Below are 13,288 nucleotides of genomic sequence, written 5' to 3' on the forward strand. Positions count from 1 at the left end.
CACGATCCACACCGCACCCCACGGAGGCCCCGATCAACCGCCTCGTTCTCTGGAACATCGACCTGACGCTCGTCGACGTCGCCATCGTCACCCGCGACGCCTACGCGGACGCGTTCCGGATGGTGACAGGGCGGCCGCTGGTGAAGCTCGCGCCTGCGGCGGGCCGTCCCGACTCGGAGGTCGTCTTCGAGACCCTGGCCGTCAACGGCATCGCCGTCGAGGACCACCACCTGCCGAGGTTCCTCGACGCGCTGGCCGTGAGCTTCGCCGAGCGGCGTGACCGACTGGCCAGGGACGGCCGCGCCCTGCCCGGCGCCAAGGACGCGCTCAAGGCGGTGTCCCGCCTCGACGGCGTCGTGCAGTCGGTGCTCACCGGCACCATCAAGAGCAACGCCGTGCACAAGCTCAAGGCGTTCGGGCTGGACAAGTGGATCGACGTCGAGGTGGGCGGCTACGGCGAGGAGGTGTACCCGAAGGCCACCCTGCTCCAGGTGGCCCAGGGGCGGGCCAAGGCCCGGTACGGCGCCGTCTTCACCGCCGGCAACACCGTGCTGATCGGCGACTCCACCCGTGACGTCCAGGCGGCGAAGATCGGCGGGGCGGCGATGATCGCCGTCGCGTCGGGCAGGTCGACGTCCGCCGAGTTGCGGGAGGCGGGCGCCGACATCGTGCTGCCCGACCTGTCCAACCCCTCCGAGGTCGTCGCCGCCGTCGCCCGCCTCACCACCCCGGCCGGCCGCGCGGCCCGCTGACGCGGTTCCGGGCTCGGGGCGGGCAGGCCGGTCTCCGCGGGCTCCGCCGGGTGAAAGTTACACGTCGCGTGTCACGGCATCCGGCATCGGCGCTGCATGCCGGCGGCGGGCGCGCGGGGGCGTTGCCAGGCGTTCCTCCGCACCGTGCAATGCGAGTGTCTGATCGCCACCTTCTCCAAAGGAGATCACGTGCGTCACCGACTCGCAGCCCTGCTGATCCTCGCCACGGCCGTCGTCGTCCCGGCCGTGGCCTCGGCCACCCCCGCGAGCGCCTCGACCCTCCAGCGCGTCTACTCCAGCCTGCCCTACTCGCTGTGCATCTCGTGGGGACAGTCGGGCTACCAGAACGGCCAGTGGGGCACCTGGTGGTGCAGCACGCATCAGCCGCAGAACGACCCCTGGAACCCCACCTACGACCTGTGGGCGTACGTGAACTGACCAGGGCCGTACGCACGGCCCGCAGGAATCGGGCCGCGACCCGCGCGCCGGGCCGCTCGTGTTCCCCCGGCGCGGGCTGAACGTTTCACCGCCGCGGCCTGGGTTCTTCCCGACGGCCGGCCGGCTCGCCCGATGGGCGGGCCGCCGCGTTCACCCAGGTCGCGGCGGTCGGCGGCGCGGCGCACGATCGGTCACCGCAACGGTGGTGATCACACCGCGTCTCACCCGCTGAACGCCGCACCGGGCGGCCGATCGCGACCGCCCACGTGGTCACCTAATTTCGGGACGTGTGGCCGGCGGTGCGCGGCGTGGCGTGCCGGTGGCCTTCCGCCCTCGGCCGGCACCCTGACGCGGGCGGCAGCCGCCCGTCGTCGTGTCCCGAAAGGACTTCCTGATGAGACGAAGTCTCGCCACCGTCGCGGCCACCGGACTGGCCACCGGACTGGCCACCGTGCTGGTCGCCGCCGGTGGAGTCGCCATGGCGACGATGCCGGCCGCGGCCGCCGCCGGATGCAAGGTGACGTACAAAACGGTCAGCCAATGGGGCGGCGGCTTCCAGGGCGACGTGGCCATCACCAACCTCGGCGACCCGGTCGGCAGCTGGAAGCTGGAATTCGACTTCCCCGACTCCGGCCAGAGGATCGCGTCCGGCTGGAACGCCACCTGGACGCAGTCCGGCACGCACGTGACCGCCACCAGCTTGTCCTACAACGGCTCCATCGCCACCAACGCCACGGTCAGTGGCATGGGATTCACCGCGAACCTCACCGGCGCCAACCCCGTGCCCACCACCTTCTGGCTCAACGGCTTCATGTGCAGCGGCCCCGTGTCCCTCAGCCCGACGCCGAGTCCCACGCCGAGTCCCACGCCGAGCCCCACCCCAAGTCCGACGCCGAGCCCGACGCCGAGTCCCACCCCGAGCCCGACCGTCACCCCCACGCCGGGCACGCCGCGCCCCGGCGTCGGGCCGTGCACGCCGGGCGCGACCTACCCCAACCCGCTGCCGTCGTCGTCGGTGACCGCCACCAAGATCCGGGACGGGTTCAACTTCCTGGAAGGCCCGGTCTGGGACTCCGCCACCCAGACCCTGCTGCTGTCGCTCATGCGTGACGGCACCGGGTCGGAGAACGTCCAGCCCTCGGACGTCCTGCGGTTCACCGAGCCGAACACCTTCGAGACCTTCATTCCCAACGCCGGCAGCAACGGCCTCGCCCTCACCCGGGACGGCGGCACCCTGCTGGCCGCGACGCACGACCAGCGCAGCGTCTCCTCCTTCCACCTGCCCGACCGGACGCGCGGAGTGGTCGCCTCCTCCTACCAGGGCCGCGCCTTCAACTCGCCCAACGACCTCACCGTCGGCGCCGACGGCACCGTCTACTTCACCGACCCCGACTTCCAGCGCGCCAACCGGGCCGACCAGATGTCCGGCCGCACCGGCGTGTTCCGGGTCAAGAACAACGTCGTCTCGCTGATCGACGACACCATCCGAGAGCCGAACGGCATCGCGCTTTCCCCCGACGGCAAGACGCTCTACGTCGGCGGCAACGGCACGGGCCGGATCTACAAGTGGCCCGTCAACTCCGACGGCAGCGTCGGCACCCGCACCGACTTCGCGTCCCTGAACGGCTCGGACGGCGTGACCATCGACTGCGCCGGCAACCTCTACCAGGCCTCCTTCAACGACGGCAAGGTCCACGTGTACGCGCCGTCCGGCGTCCAGATCGGCACCATCTCCGCCGGGCAGAACACCACCAACCTCGCCTTCGGCGGTCCCGACGGCAAGACGCTGTACATCACCTCGGGCACGCCCTCGCATGGCGGGAACACCGGCAACTTCGGCCTCTACCGCGTCCGGCTGAACGTCCCCGGCTGGCCGTACTGAACATCACAGTGCTTTGACCACAGTGCTTTGACGTCACAGTGCTTTGACGTCACAGTGCTTCGTCGTCACAGGGCGTTGAGGAAGCGGGCGGCGGCCGGGGCGGCGACCTGCGCGCCGGTGCCGCCGCCCTCGACCACGACGGCGAAGGCCAGGTCGCCCTTGTAGCCGATGAACCACGAGTGCGTCGGAGGGTTCTCGCCGTTCCCGGCCGAGCCGTACTCGGCCGTCCCGGTCTTGCCGGCCGTACCGGCGGGGAAGGACACACCGCTCGCGGTGCCCTCGCTGACGACGGCGGGCATGAGGCGGCGCAGCGCGGACGCCACCGCGGGTTCCAGCGCCCGTGGCGGTGTGCCGCCCGCCGGGGCGAGCGAGGCCGGGACCAGCCGGGGCTGCCGCCAGGTGCCCGCGGCGATGGCGCCCGCGACCGCGGCCATGTTGAGCGGGCTGGCCAGGACGCGCCCCTGGCCGATCGCGGCGGACGCGAGGTCGGTGTCGTCGTGCGGCGCGGGGAAGGCGGCGTCCACGGCCGGCACCCCGATCTTGATGCTGGCCCCGAACCCGAAGTCGGCGGCCACCTTGGCCAGGCGATCCGCACCGAGGCGCTCCACCGCCATCGCCCCGAACGTCGTGTTGCACGAGTGAGCGAAGGCGTCGACGAAGCGCAGCGTGCCGTAGTCGTGGAATTCGGCGTTGTGGAACGGGAAGCCGCCGATGGTCTTCTCGGCCGGGCACTCGACGGTCTGACCGGGCGTGACGCCACCCGCCACCAGCGCGGACGCGGTCACGATCTTGAAGGTGGACCCGGGCGGATACGCGCCGAGCAGGGCTCGGTTGTAGCCGCCCGGCTTGTTGACCACGGCGAGGATCTCGCCCGTTGACGGGCGCAGCGCGACGAGCGAGGCGGGCTTGTCCACGCCGTCAAGGGCCAGCGCCCCCGCCCGGTGCACCCGCAGGTCGAGCGTGGTCGCCAGCGGCTTGCCCGGCTTCGCTCCGCCCTCGGCGAGCGTGACGATCTTCGCGCCCGTCGTGGCGTCGACCAGGTCGGCCCGGGCGGACGCGGTGCCGTTCAGGCGGGAGCCGTACTGCTCGCCGAGTGCCTCCGCGATCTGCTGCACGGAGCCGGGGGCGTCCGGCGTGTCGATGCGGGTGCCGTCGGCGGCGGTTATCGGTGCGCGCTTGGCGGGCACGGTGGCGAGCTTGGCCCGCGCGTCGCCGGTCAGCCGGGGGTGGACGGCCGCCGGAGTCCAGGCCACCTTCCAGGCGCGGTCGCGCTCGACCAGGCGGAGCCTCCCGTCGTACGCGATGGGCAGCGGGCCGGTCAGCCGGGCACGGAACCGCACCGTCTCCTCCTGCACACCGGTCACCTGGAAGCGCTGCCCGGTGAGCTTCAGGTCGTCGTGAAAGCGGCGATAGGTGTTCTCGAAGCCGGTCGGCGGGTCGGCGGTCAGCGTCCGCATCGTCGCGTAGTCCGAACGCGACCAGGCGGCGAGGAAGTCCCGCGCGGTCTGTTCGGGTGAGCCCTTCGTGCGCAGCGCCCACACGACCGCCCCCGCGGCCACCACCGGCACGAGCACCGCCGCCGTGACGTACGGCCAGCGCCGTCGCTCTCGCATGCGTCCCCCTTTGAGTCGAGTGCACGCCAAGAGCAGCAGACCCGCGGGGAGTATGTCCAATATGGATATCAACGCGCTTCATGTGCGGTTCCGATATGATCCCAGCTCGTGGACCTGGTCCGGCATCTCGGCTACTTCCTCGTCGTTACGGAAGAGCTGCATTTCGGGAACGCGGCCGCGCGGCTGGGGATGGCCCAGCCGCCGCTGAGCCAGCGCATCAGGCGTCTGGAGGAGGAACTGGGCGTGCGCCTGTTCGAGCGGTCCAGCCGGCGGGTCGCGCTGACCGAGGCGGGACGGCTGCTCGTGCCGGAGGCCCGCGAGATCGTCGCCCGGGCCGAGCGGATGCGCGACCTCATGTCCGACCTGGCGCGCGGCGGCACGGCGGTCCTGCGGGCGGGCGTCCCCGCCGACCTCGGCGCCGCCGTGCTCGCCGCGCTCATCGCGAGGTTCCGTGAGCGGCGCCCCGACGTACGGCTGTCGCTGGCCGAGATGGGCACGGCCCCGCAGGTCGCCGCGTTGCTGGAGGGCAGGCTCGACGTCGGGCTGCTGCGGCATCCGGTCGCCGCCAACGGGCTCGCCTACGGGCCGGTGCTCGTCCGGCATCCGGGTGTCCTGCTGGCGGAGGACGACGAGCTGACCGCCTGGGCGACGGTGCACCTGGGCGACCTGGCGGGGCGGGACCTGGTGCTGTTCTCCCGCGACGCGGAGCCCGGCCTGTACGACGACACGCTGGTCTCCTGCCGCCGCGGCGGCTTCGTCCCCACCGAGATCACCTGCACCGACCGCGCGGAGTTCGCCCTCGGTCTGGTCCTGTCCGGCACGGCCGTCGCCTTCGGTGTCCCCGCCGAGGTGCCGGGCGTGGTGTGGCGGCCACTCGCGGGCACGCCCCTGGCGTGGCGGTGCTCACCGGCCTGGCGGGGCGAGCCGAGCCCGTACGTGCGAGACTTCACGGCCGTGGCCGTAGAGGTGCTGAAAGGCAGCGCGGGCATGGTGGACGAAGGAGCGCCGCCCGCTCCTCGCGTCGCGCCGCGCCCGGCGACCGGGTTCCTGGCATGAACACCGGCATGAGTCCCCTGGAGCGTGTGTTCCGCAACGCCGGCGTCACCGGCTGGCTGCACGCGGTCGACATCGACGGCGGGCGCGAGGTGGGCCTGCGGGCCGACGAGCCGGTGGTGCTCGCGTCGGTCTTCAAGGTGCCCCTGCTGCTGGAACTGCACCGCCAGGCCGATCGCGGCCTGCTCGATCTCGCCGAACGCGTCCGGGTGCCGGCGGCGGACCGTACGGGCGGGGGCACCGGACTGGCGGCGATGCTGGACGACGCCACGCTGTCGCTGCGCGACCTGGCCTACCTGATGATGGCGGTGAGCGACAACGCGGCGGCCGACGTGCTGCTCGCCCGGGTGGGCCGGGACGCGGTCAACACGCTGCTCGACGGCTTCGGGCTGACGGCGACGCGGGTGGTGCACGACTGCCGCGACATGCTCACCAGTCTGTGGGTGGACGCGGGCGTGGCGGAGGAGTCCGCGGTGGCCCAGGCCTGCGCCGACCCCGAGGTGGTGGCACGCCTGCGCGCGCTCGACCCGGCGCTGAGCAACCGGAGCACGCCGCGCGAGATGACCCGGCTGCTGGGCATGGTCTGGCGTGACGAGGCGGCGGGAGCGGCCTCCTGCGCGGCGATCCGCCGCCTCATGGCACTGCAGGTGTGGCCGCACCGGCTCGCCTCGGGCTTCCCGTTCGACGACGTCGCGGTGAGCGGCAAGACGGGGACGCTGCCCACGCTCCGCAACGAGGTCGGGGTGGTGGAGTATCCCGACGGCGGGCGCTACGCCGTGGCCGTGTTCACCCGGTCGCTCAGCACGGCGCAGAACCAGCCGCGCGCCGACGCCGCGATCGGGGCCGCCGCCCGGATGGCGATCGACCAGCTCAGAACCCACATATGACAGACCCTTTCTATGTGGGCCGGGAGGGTGACATGCGGCCCAAGCGTGGCAAAGATGGGAGCATGGTCGAGGAAGGCGCTCTGCTCTGGGAACCCACGCCCGACGTCGTACGCGCGGCCCGGATCACCCGTTACATGGAACGACTGGGCCGTACGGGCGACTACGAGGACGTGTGGAAGTGGTCGGTCGAGTCTCCGGCCGACTTCTGGACTTCCATATGGGACTACTTCGGCGTGGTGGGTACGCGTGGCGACGGGCCCGTCATCCAGGCAACGATGCCGGACGCGGAATGGTTCGCGGGCTCGACCCTCAATTACGCCGAAAACGCGCTGCGCGGCCATCCCGGCCGGACGGCGGTGATTTTCCGCAACGAGTCGGGCAGCCGCTGGCAGTACTCGCTCGGCGAACTCCGTGAGGAGGTCGCCCGGGTCCGGGCGGGGCTCGTGCGGCTGGGCGTGGGGCGTGGCGACCGGGTCGCCGCCTACGTCCCGAACGTCCCCGAGGCCCTCATCGCCTTCCTCGCCACCGCCTCACTAGGGGCGATCTGGTCCTCCTGCTCGCCCGACTTCGGTGCGCCCAGCGTGACCGACCGGTTCGCGCAGATCGAGCCGAAGGTGCTGGTCGCGGTGGACGGCTACCGCTACGGCGGCAAGGCGTACGACCGGTCGGCGGTGGTGCGGGAGATCGCCGGGAAGCTGCCGACGCTGGAGGCGACCGTCTGGATCCCCGTCCTCGGCGCCGATGCGAGTGATGACGGGTTGAGCTGGGACGACCTGCGCGCCGAGACCGCGCCGCTGGAGTTCGAGCGGGTGCCGTTCGGCCATCCGCTGTGGGTGCTGTACTCGTCGGGCACCACCGGCCTGCCCAAGCCCATCGTCCACGGTCACGGCGGGATCGTGCTGGAGCACCTCAAGTCGCTGTCCTTCCACCAGGACCTCGGCGAGGGCGATGTGTTCTTCTGGTACACCACCACCGGCTGGATGATGTGGAACTACCTCATCGGCGGGCTGCTGGTGGGGTCCACCGTCGTGCTGTACGACGGCAGCGCGGCCCACCCCGACACCGGCGCGCTGTGGCGGCTGGCCGCCGAGGAGGGGGTGACCTACTTCGGCACCGGCGCGCCGTACATCATGGCGTCGATGAAGGCCGGGGTGAAGCCGGAAGGGCTGGAGCGGCTGCGTGGCATCGGCTCGACCGGCTCGCCGCTGCCGCCCGAGGGGTTCGCCTGGGTCTATTCGGATGTGAAGCCCGACGTGCAGCTCGGCTCGTTCTCCGGGGGCACCGACGTGTGCACCGGGTTCGTCGGCGCGGTGCCGCTGCTGCCGATCCGGGCCGGCGTCATCCCGTGCCGCTGCCTCGGCGCGTCCGTCGAGTCCTTCGACCCCACCGGGGCCTCGATCGTGGGCGAGGTGGGGGAGCTCGTCATCACCCGGCCCATGCCGTCCATGCCGGTCATGTTCTGGAACGACCCCTCCGGCGACCGTTACCGGGAGTCGTACTTCGCCGACTACCCGGGCGTATGGCGGCACGGCGACTGGATCAAGATCCTCCCCGACGGCGGCTGCGTCATCTACGGCCGCTCGGACTCGACGCTGAACCGCGGCGGTGTGCGCATGGGCACCAGCGAGTTCTACCGCGTCGTGGAGCGCTTCGACGAGATCGCCGACAGCCTGGTCATCGACACCGGGCAGCTTGGCCGGGAGGGCAGGCTGCTGCTGTTCGTCACCCTGGCCGACGGCGCGTCCCTGTCCGACTCGCTGGTGTCCCGACTGCGTACGGCCCTGCGCACCGAGCTGTCGCCCCGGCACGTGCCCGACGAGATCCAGGTCGTCCCCGGCATCCCGAAGACGCTGTCGGGCAAGAAGCTGGAGGTCCCCGTACGGAAGATCCTGCTCGGCACCCCGGTCGAGAAGGCCGCCAACCCCGACGCCATGGCCAACCCCGAGGTCCTCCCCCATTTCGCGCCACAGCAGTAGGACGGCAACGTGTATAAGTACACTTCTTAGAAGCCGACTTCTAAGAAGTGTACTTATATGGGGGTCCGATGAAGCCTGCCCAGATCTTCGCTCGAGATCGGGAGTGGGCCGCACTGGCGGGATTCGCGGCGGACCCGGCGGACGAGATGCTGCTGGCCGTGGTGAGCGGGCGCCGCCGGCAGGGCAAGACGTTTCTTCTGCAGGCCCTCGCGGACGTGTTCGGCGGCTTCTACTTCGTGGCCGTCGAATCCACGTCGGTGGACGCACTGCGGCAGTTCGGCACCGCCGTGGCGAGCTACCTGGGCGTGCAGGGGACGCTGGCGTTCGCGCACTGGGACGAGGCGATCACCTACCTGCTCGACCACTGCCCGGACCGGCTGATCGTCCTCGACGAGTTCCCGTACCTCATGAAGGCCGATCCCTCGATCCCCTCGATCCTGCAGCGGGAGATCGACGCGCGGGCCGCGCACCGCCGCACCGGCAGCAGGGTCCGGCTGGTCCTCGCCGGGTCGGCCATGTCCGTTATGGGCAGGCTCCTGGCCGGTCAGGCACCGCTACGTGGGCGGGCCTCGCTCGATCTCGTGGTGCAACCGTTCGATCACCGTCTCGCCCGGCGATTCTGGGGCATCGAGGATCCGCGTCTCGCGCTGCAGGTGAACGCGATCGTGGGCGGCACACCGGCCTATCGGACCCGCTTCGTCGGCGACGAGGTGCCCGGCGACGATCTCGACGACTGGGTGATCCGGCGGGTGCTCAGCCTCGACACGCCGCTCTTCCGTGAGGCGCGATACCTGCTGACCAACGAGATGGAGATCCGGGACGAGGCGCTCTATCACGCCGTCCTCGGTGCGATCGCCGCCGGGAACAACACGCGGGGCGGCATCGCCGGGCACATGGAGCGCAAGGCGACGGACATCGCCCACCCGCTCGCCGTACTGGAGGACTGCCGGCTCATCCGCAAGGAGACGGACCCGATCCGTAAGCGCTCGCTCTACCGCGTCGCGGAGCCGCTCGTGACGTTCTACGAGGCGATCATGCGACCGGCCTGGAGCCTGTTGGAGAGGGGATGGGCCGACCGGGTGTGGCAGGCCGCCGGGCCGAGGTTCGCGTCCCAGGTGGTGGGCCCGCACTTCGAGCACGTGTGCCGGGAGTTCGCACTCGCCCACGACTGGAACGGCGAGCTCGCCGTCGAGGTCGCCGCGGGGGTCGCACCCGGTGGCGGCAGAGGGCGGAACATCGAGGTCGACGTGATCGCCCTCGCGCCTCAGGACAACCACACGCGCCGGCTCCTGTCCGTGGGCGAGGCGAAGTGGTCCGAGATCATGAACGTGGGTCACCTGAAGCGCCTGGAGCAGGCCAGAGACCGACTGCACACGCGCGGGCTCGACACGCGCGACACCGTGCTCGCGCTCTACAGCGGCCTCGGTTTCGACGCCGCGCTCACCGACGCCGCCGCCCGCGACCCCCGTATCCTCCTGGTCGACCTGCCCATGCTGTACGGCTGACCATTACATTGGCAGCAACCCGAAATCCCTCGCGATGGCGTCGTTGACCTCCGACGAGTCCCAGTCGTCGGTCATGTGGAGCTGTCCCTTCAAGGAGCCTCTGCCGCAGCGGCTCACCTTGGTCGGGAAGGAAATGACCTTGGCCACGGGACGACCGGCACGGCTGATGACGATCTCCTCGCCATGCTCGACTCGGTCAATGATGCGCGACAGGTTCGTCTTCGCCTCGTGAATGTCGTACTGCTCGTTGGCGCCCTCTGACATCGCCAACCTCCTTTTCGCGCCACAGCGGGTGAGGCGGTCAGGGGACGAGGGCGTACGCCCGGACGGGGAAGGTCCCCATGCCGGACACGGCGACGGGCGCCGCGTGGAGGCGGAATCCGGTCCGCGGCAGCCGTTCCAGCCCGCGCAGGTGCTCGATGATCGGAATGCCCGCGGTGAGCAGGGGTGTGGGCCGGGCGCAGGCCGTCGGCCGTGTCGTCGATGTTGACGCTGTCGATGCCGACGACGGCCGGCCGCCGGTCGGCCAGCAGGGCGGCCGCGTCCGCCGTCAGGAAGGGGTGGTCCGGGTCGCCGTAGGACGGGCCGCCCCAGTGCCTGTCCCAGCCCGTACGCAGCAGGACCGCGCGCCCCGTGACGTCGTGGCCCTCGAACGCGTCGGCGTCGATGCCGCGCCCGGGGCCGCCGGACGCGTCGATCAGCAGACCGGGGACGTCGACCAGCCGGGACAGGTCGACCTGGGCCAGGTCCTCGCCGTTTGCGAGCCGGTGGAACGGCGTGTCGAGGTACGTGCCGGTGTTCGCCACCATGGAGATGCGGCCGATGTGGAACTCGGTGCCCGGGGCGTAGCGGCCGCGGGAGTCCTCGCGCGTCAGATAGTCGCCGATCTCCGGCCCGGGCACGCCCGGATAGGTGAGCATGCCGTGCCGGATCACGTGGCTGAGGTCGACGACACGGCCGCCCGGGTGAGATGTCACGTGGATCACCCTATGTGATCAGGACGACGTCGCCAGGGCGCGTTCGTACGCCTCCCGCAGCAGCTGGGACGCGCGCGGGCGATCGGGATCGGGGCGGGGGATGCCCAGGTGCTGCTCGCGCAGCTCGTCCATGAGGTCGTCCCAGAGGGGTGGGCCGCCCTCCTCCAGCAGGCGGGACCGGATGCCGAGCTCCGGTGTCGTCGGCCGATGCCGCAGGCCCCAGGAGCCGAGCGCGACCATGACCGGCACCGTCTGGATGCCCGCCTCGGTGAGGCTGTAGGTCCCCCGCCGTCCCCGCCCGGCGTCCTCGTGGGTCAGCAGGCCCGCGGCGACGAGGGCCTTGAGGCGGCTGCTGAGGATGTTCGACGCGATCCCCTCCTCGGAGTTGGTGAGCAGGTCACGGAAGTGCCGGCGCCCGCCGAAGATCACATCACGCAGCACGATGAGGCTCCACTGGTCCCCGAGCGCCTCCACCGCGGCGTTGATCGCACAGCCGGATCGCGGTCCTTCTCGCACGGCCACCTCCAAAGTGATTGCATTTTGCTACTACCTAGCTTACGCTCCTTCTCAGTGATTGCAATCCGCAACCACTCGTCGAAAACAGGAGATCACGCCATGTCTCGTGTCAGGGTGCACAACTTCGCCGTCTCCCTGGACGGCTTCGCCACCGGTGAGGGACAGACCCTCGAAGAGCCGTTCGGCCACGCCGGCGGACGGCTGCACGAGTGGTTCTTCGACACGCGGACCTTCCGCGCCATGCAGGGGAAGACCGGCGGGAGCGAGGGGGTCGAGGACGCCATAGTCCGTCAGTGGGACGCGGGCATCGGCGCGGAGATCATGGGCCGCAACAAGTTCGGGCCCCAGCGCGGCCCGTGGGAGGACCACGAGTGGACCGGTTGGTGGGGACCGAACCCGCCGTTCCACACGCCGGTCTTCGTCCTGACCCATCACCCCCGGCCCTCGGTGGAGATGGAGGGCGGCACCACGTTCCACTTCGTCGACGCCACCCCGGAGGAGGCGCTGCGTCAGGCCCGCGAGGCCGCGGGCGGCCTCGACGTGCGGATCGGCGGCGGGCCGGGCACCGTGCGCCAGTTCCTGGCCGCGGACCTGGTCGACCACATGCACATCGCCGTCGTCCCGATCACCCTGGGCCGCGGCGAGCGGCTGTGGGACGGTCTCGAAGGACTCGAGAAGCGTTTCCGGATCGAGTCGGTGACCGGTCCCAGCGGCGTCACCCACATGACCTTCACGCGACGGTGATCCCGGGAGAGTGTCGTACCTCTCCCGTACGGTTGCGCGTCGTCCCCCCCGATCACTCGACGGCCGCCGCGTACGGCGGCGCGGAAAGGCGGAAAGACATGACCACGAACATCACGTCCACGAACATCACGTCCACGGACGGCACGACGCTCGCCGTCGACACGGCCGGTCAGGGCGCGCCGGTGATCCTCGTCGGCGGCGCGTTCAACGACCGCTCGACGGTGGCCGGGCTCGCCGCCGAGCTCGCGTCGGCGTTCACCGTCGTGACCTACGACCGGCGCGGCCGGGTGGGCAGCGACGACAGGAGCGAGGACTACTCGGTCGCCAACGAGGTCGACGACCTGGCGGCCGTCATCGAGCACGTGGGCGGCCGGGCCTCGGTGTTCGGCCACTCCTCGGGCGCGGTCCTCGTGCTCGAAGGGGCCATGCGCGGGCTGCCGGTCGACCGGGTGGCCGTATACGAGCCGCCGTACTGCGCCGACGAGAACCAGCCGAGGCCGGCGGCCGACATCTACGACCGGCTCAAGGCCCTGGTGGCCGCGGGAGACCGCGACGGCGCGGTGGAGCTGTTCCTCCACGAGGCGGTCGGGGTCCCGACCGAGGTCATCGCCGGGATGAAGGCGGGGGAGGGGTGGGCGTTCATGGCCGACAAGGCGCCCAGCCTGCCGTACGACGTGCTGGTCAGCGCGCCCTGGCAGGTCATGCCGTACGACCGGCTCGCCGGGGTCGGCGTGCCGGTGCTGGCGGTCTACGGCGACCGGACCGCGCCGAACCTGGCGGAGGGGACGAAGGCCGTCGCGGCGACCGTGCCCGGTGCCGAGCTGACGGTGATGCCCGGAGAGGACCACGCGGTGTTGCAGCGTCCGGCGGCACTGGCGCAGATCCTGACGAAGTTCTTCGGCTGAGCGCCTGCCCGCGCACACGCCCCACGCGGGACGGTGGGAA

At 71.2% G+C, this 13,288-nt stretch carries 12 protein-coding genes and 1 pseudogene; 9 read left to right on the plus strand and 4 right to left on the minus strand.

Features of this window, described 5'->3' with window-relative positions:
• Window positions 1-32 precede the first annotated feature (32 nt).
• The 3 genes from ACQPZZ_RS08025 (at window position 33) to ACQPZZ_RS08035 (ending at window position 3,072) form a co-directional block, all read left to right on the plus strand.
• Window positions 33-752 carry an HAD family hydrolase gene (locus tag ACQPZZ_RS08025; RefSeq protein ID WP_432934312.1) on the plus strand — a complete coding sequence of 240 codons (720 nt, stop codon included), beginning with the start codon at window positions 33-35 and terminating at the stop codon, window positions 750-752.
• A 189-nt stretch (window positions 753-941) separates the two neighbouring features.
• Window positions 942-1,190: a hypothetical protein gene (locus ACQPZZ_RS08030; protein WP_363646008.1), complete on the plus strand. Its 249-nt coding sequence runs from the start codon at window positions 942-944 to the stop codon at window positions 1,188-1,190.
• A 394-nt stretch (window positions 1,191-1,584) separates the two neighbouring features.
• A complete protein-coding gene (locus tag ACQPZZ_RS08035) occupies window positions 1,585-3,072 on the plus strand; it encodes an SMP-30/gluconolactonase/LRE family protein (RefSeq protein ID WP_432930334.1) in 1,488 nt (495 codons plus the stop codon).
• A gap of 65 nt (window positions 3,073-3,137) precedes the next feature.
• On the opposite strand, the gene ACQPZZ_RS08040 is transcribed toward ACQPZZ_RS08035, so the two are convergent.
• Window positions 3,138-4,685 carry a penicillin-binding transpeptidase domain-containing protein gene (locus ACQPZZ_RS08040; protein WP_432930336.1) on the minus strand — a complete coding sequence of 516 codons (1,548 nt, stop codon included), beginning with the start codon at window positions 4,683-4,685 and terminating at the stop codon, window positions 3,138-3,140.
• A gap of 108 nt (window positions 4,686-4,793) precedes the next feature.
• On the opposite strand from ACQPZZ_RS08040, the gene ACQPZZ_RS08045 reads away from it, so the two are divergent.
• The 4 genes from ACQPZZ_RS08045 to ACQPZZ_RS08060 all read left to right on the plus strand — a co-directional run bounded on the left by ACQPZZ_RS08045 (window position 4,794) and on the right by ACQPZZ_RS08060 (window position 10,106).
• Window positions 4,794-5,741 (plus strand): LysR substrate-binding domain-containing protein, encoded by a 948-nt coding sequence (locus ACQPZZ_RS08045; RefSeq protein WP_432930338.1) that lies wholly within the window; start codon window positions 4,794-4,796, stop codon window positions 5,739-5,741.
• Window positions 5,738-6,625 (plus strand): serine hydrolase, encoded by an 888-nt coding sequence (locus ACQPZZ_RS08050; RefSeq protein ID WP_432930340.1) that lies wholly within the window; start codon window positions 5,738-5,740, stop codon window positions 6,623-6,625. Before ACQPZZ_RS08045 ends, ACQPZZ_RS08050 begins: the two co-directional genes overlap by 4 nt.
• A 62-nt stretch (window positions 6,626-6,687) precedes the next feature.
• Window positions 6,688-8,601 (plus strand): acetoacetate--CoA ligase, encoded by a 1,914-nt coding sequence (locus ACQPZZ_RS08055; protein ID WP_432930342.1) that lies wholly within the window; start codon window positions 6,688-6,690, stop codon window positions 8,599-8,601.
• Between the two features lie 68 nt (window positions 8,602-8,669).
• The gene (locus ACQPZZ_RS08060) at window positions 8,670-10,106 is read left to right on the plus strand and encodes an ATP-binding protein (RefSeq protein ID WP_432930344.1); all 1,437 of its coding nucleotides are present in this window, start codon (window positions 8,670-8,672) and stop codon (window positions 10,104-10,106) included.
• 3 nt (window positions 10,107-10,109) lie between these two features.
• Here the strand turns inward: ACQPZZ_RS08060 and ACQPZZ_RS08065 are convergent, their stop codons facing one another.
• From ACQPZZ_RS08065 to ACQPZZ_RS08075, 3 genes and pseudogenes are all read right to left on the minus strand, one after another.
• A complete protein-coding gene (locus ACQPZZ_RS08065; protein ID WP_432930346.1) occupies window positions 10,110-10,370 on the minus strand; it encodes a type II toxin-antitoxin system Phd/YefM family antitoxin in 261 nt (86 codons plus the stop codon).
• Between the two features lie 37 nt (window positions 10,371-10,407).
• Window positions 10,408-11,026, minus strand: a pseudogene (locus tag ACQPZZ_RS08070) (cyclase family protein).
• 75 nt (window positions 11,027-11,101) lie between these two features.
• Window positions 11,102-11,599, minus strand: a complete 498-nt coding sequence (locus ACQPZZ_RS08075) for a winged helix-turn-helix transcriptional regulator (RefSeq protein ID WP_363646002.1) — start codon at window positions 11,597-11,599, stop codon at window positions 11,102-11,104.
• Between the two features lie 99 nt (window positions 11,600-11,698).
• Between ACQPZZ_RS08075 and ACQPZZ_RS08080 the strand changes: the two genes are divergently transcribed.
• Both ACQPZZ_RS08080 and ACQPZZ_RS08085 read left to right on the plus strand, forming a co-directional pair.
• The gene (locus ACQPZZ_RS08080) at window positions 11,699-12,343 is read left to right on the plus strand and encodes a dihydrofolate reductase family protein (RefSeq protein WP_432930349.1); all 645 of its coding nucleotides are present in this window, start codon (window positions 11,699-11,701) and stop codon (window positions 12,341-12,343) included.
• A 98-nt stretch (window positions 12,344-12,441) separates the two neighbouring features.
• Complete coding sequence (locus ACQPZZ_RS08085; protein ID WP_432930351.1) at window positions 12,442-13,248, plus strand: alpha/beta fold hydrolase; 807 nt, start codon at window positions 12,442-12,444, stop codon at window positions 13,246-13,248.
• Window positions 13,249-13,288: the final 40 nt, after the last annotated feature.

The sequence above is a fragment of the Microbispora sp. CA-135349 genome, assembly GCF_050947365.1.
Taxonomy (GTDB): domain Bacteria; phylum Actinomycetota; class Actinomycetes; order Streptosporangiales; family Streptosporangiaceae; genus Microbispora.

Coding starts and splice junctions, on each gene's coding strand:
- ACQPZZ_RS08080 (WP_432930349.1), top strand. CDS start 11,699: ATGTCTCGTGTCAGGGTGCACAACTTCGCCGTCTCCCTGGACGGCTTC.
- ACQPZZ_RS08085 (WP_432930351.1), top strand. CDS start 12,442: ATGACCACGAACATCACGTCCACGAACATCACGTCCACGGACGGCACG.
- ACQPZZ_RS08035 (WP_432930334.1), top strand. CDS start 1,585: ATGAGACGAAGTCTCGCCACCGTCGCGGCCACCGGACTGGCCACCGGA.
- ACQPZZ_RS08060 (WP_432930344.1), top strand. CDS start 8,670: ATGAAGCCTGCCCAGATCTTCGCTCGAGATCGGGAGTGGGCCGCACTG.
- ACQPZZ_RS08055 (WP_432930342.1), top strand. CDS start 6,688: ATGGTCGAGGAAGGCGCTCTGCTCTGGGAACCCACGCCCGACGTCGTA.
- ACQPZZ_RS08065 (WP_432930346.1), bottom strand. CDS start 10,370: ATGTCAGAGGGCGCCAACGAGCAGTACGACATTCACGAGGCGAAGACG.
- ACQPZZ_RS08050 (WP_432930340.1), top strand. CDS start 5,738: ATGAACACCGGCATGAGTCCCCTGGAGCGTGTGTTCCGCAACGCCGGC.
- ACQPZZ_RS08040 (WP_432930336.1), bottom strand. CDS start 4,685: ATGCGAGAGCGACGGCGCTGGCCGTACGTCACGGCGGCGGTGCTCGTG.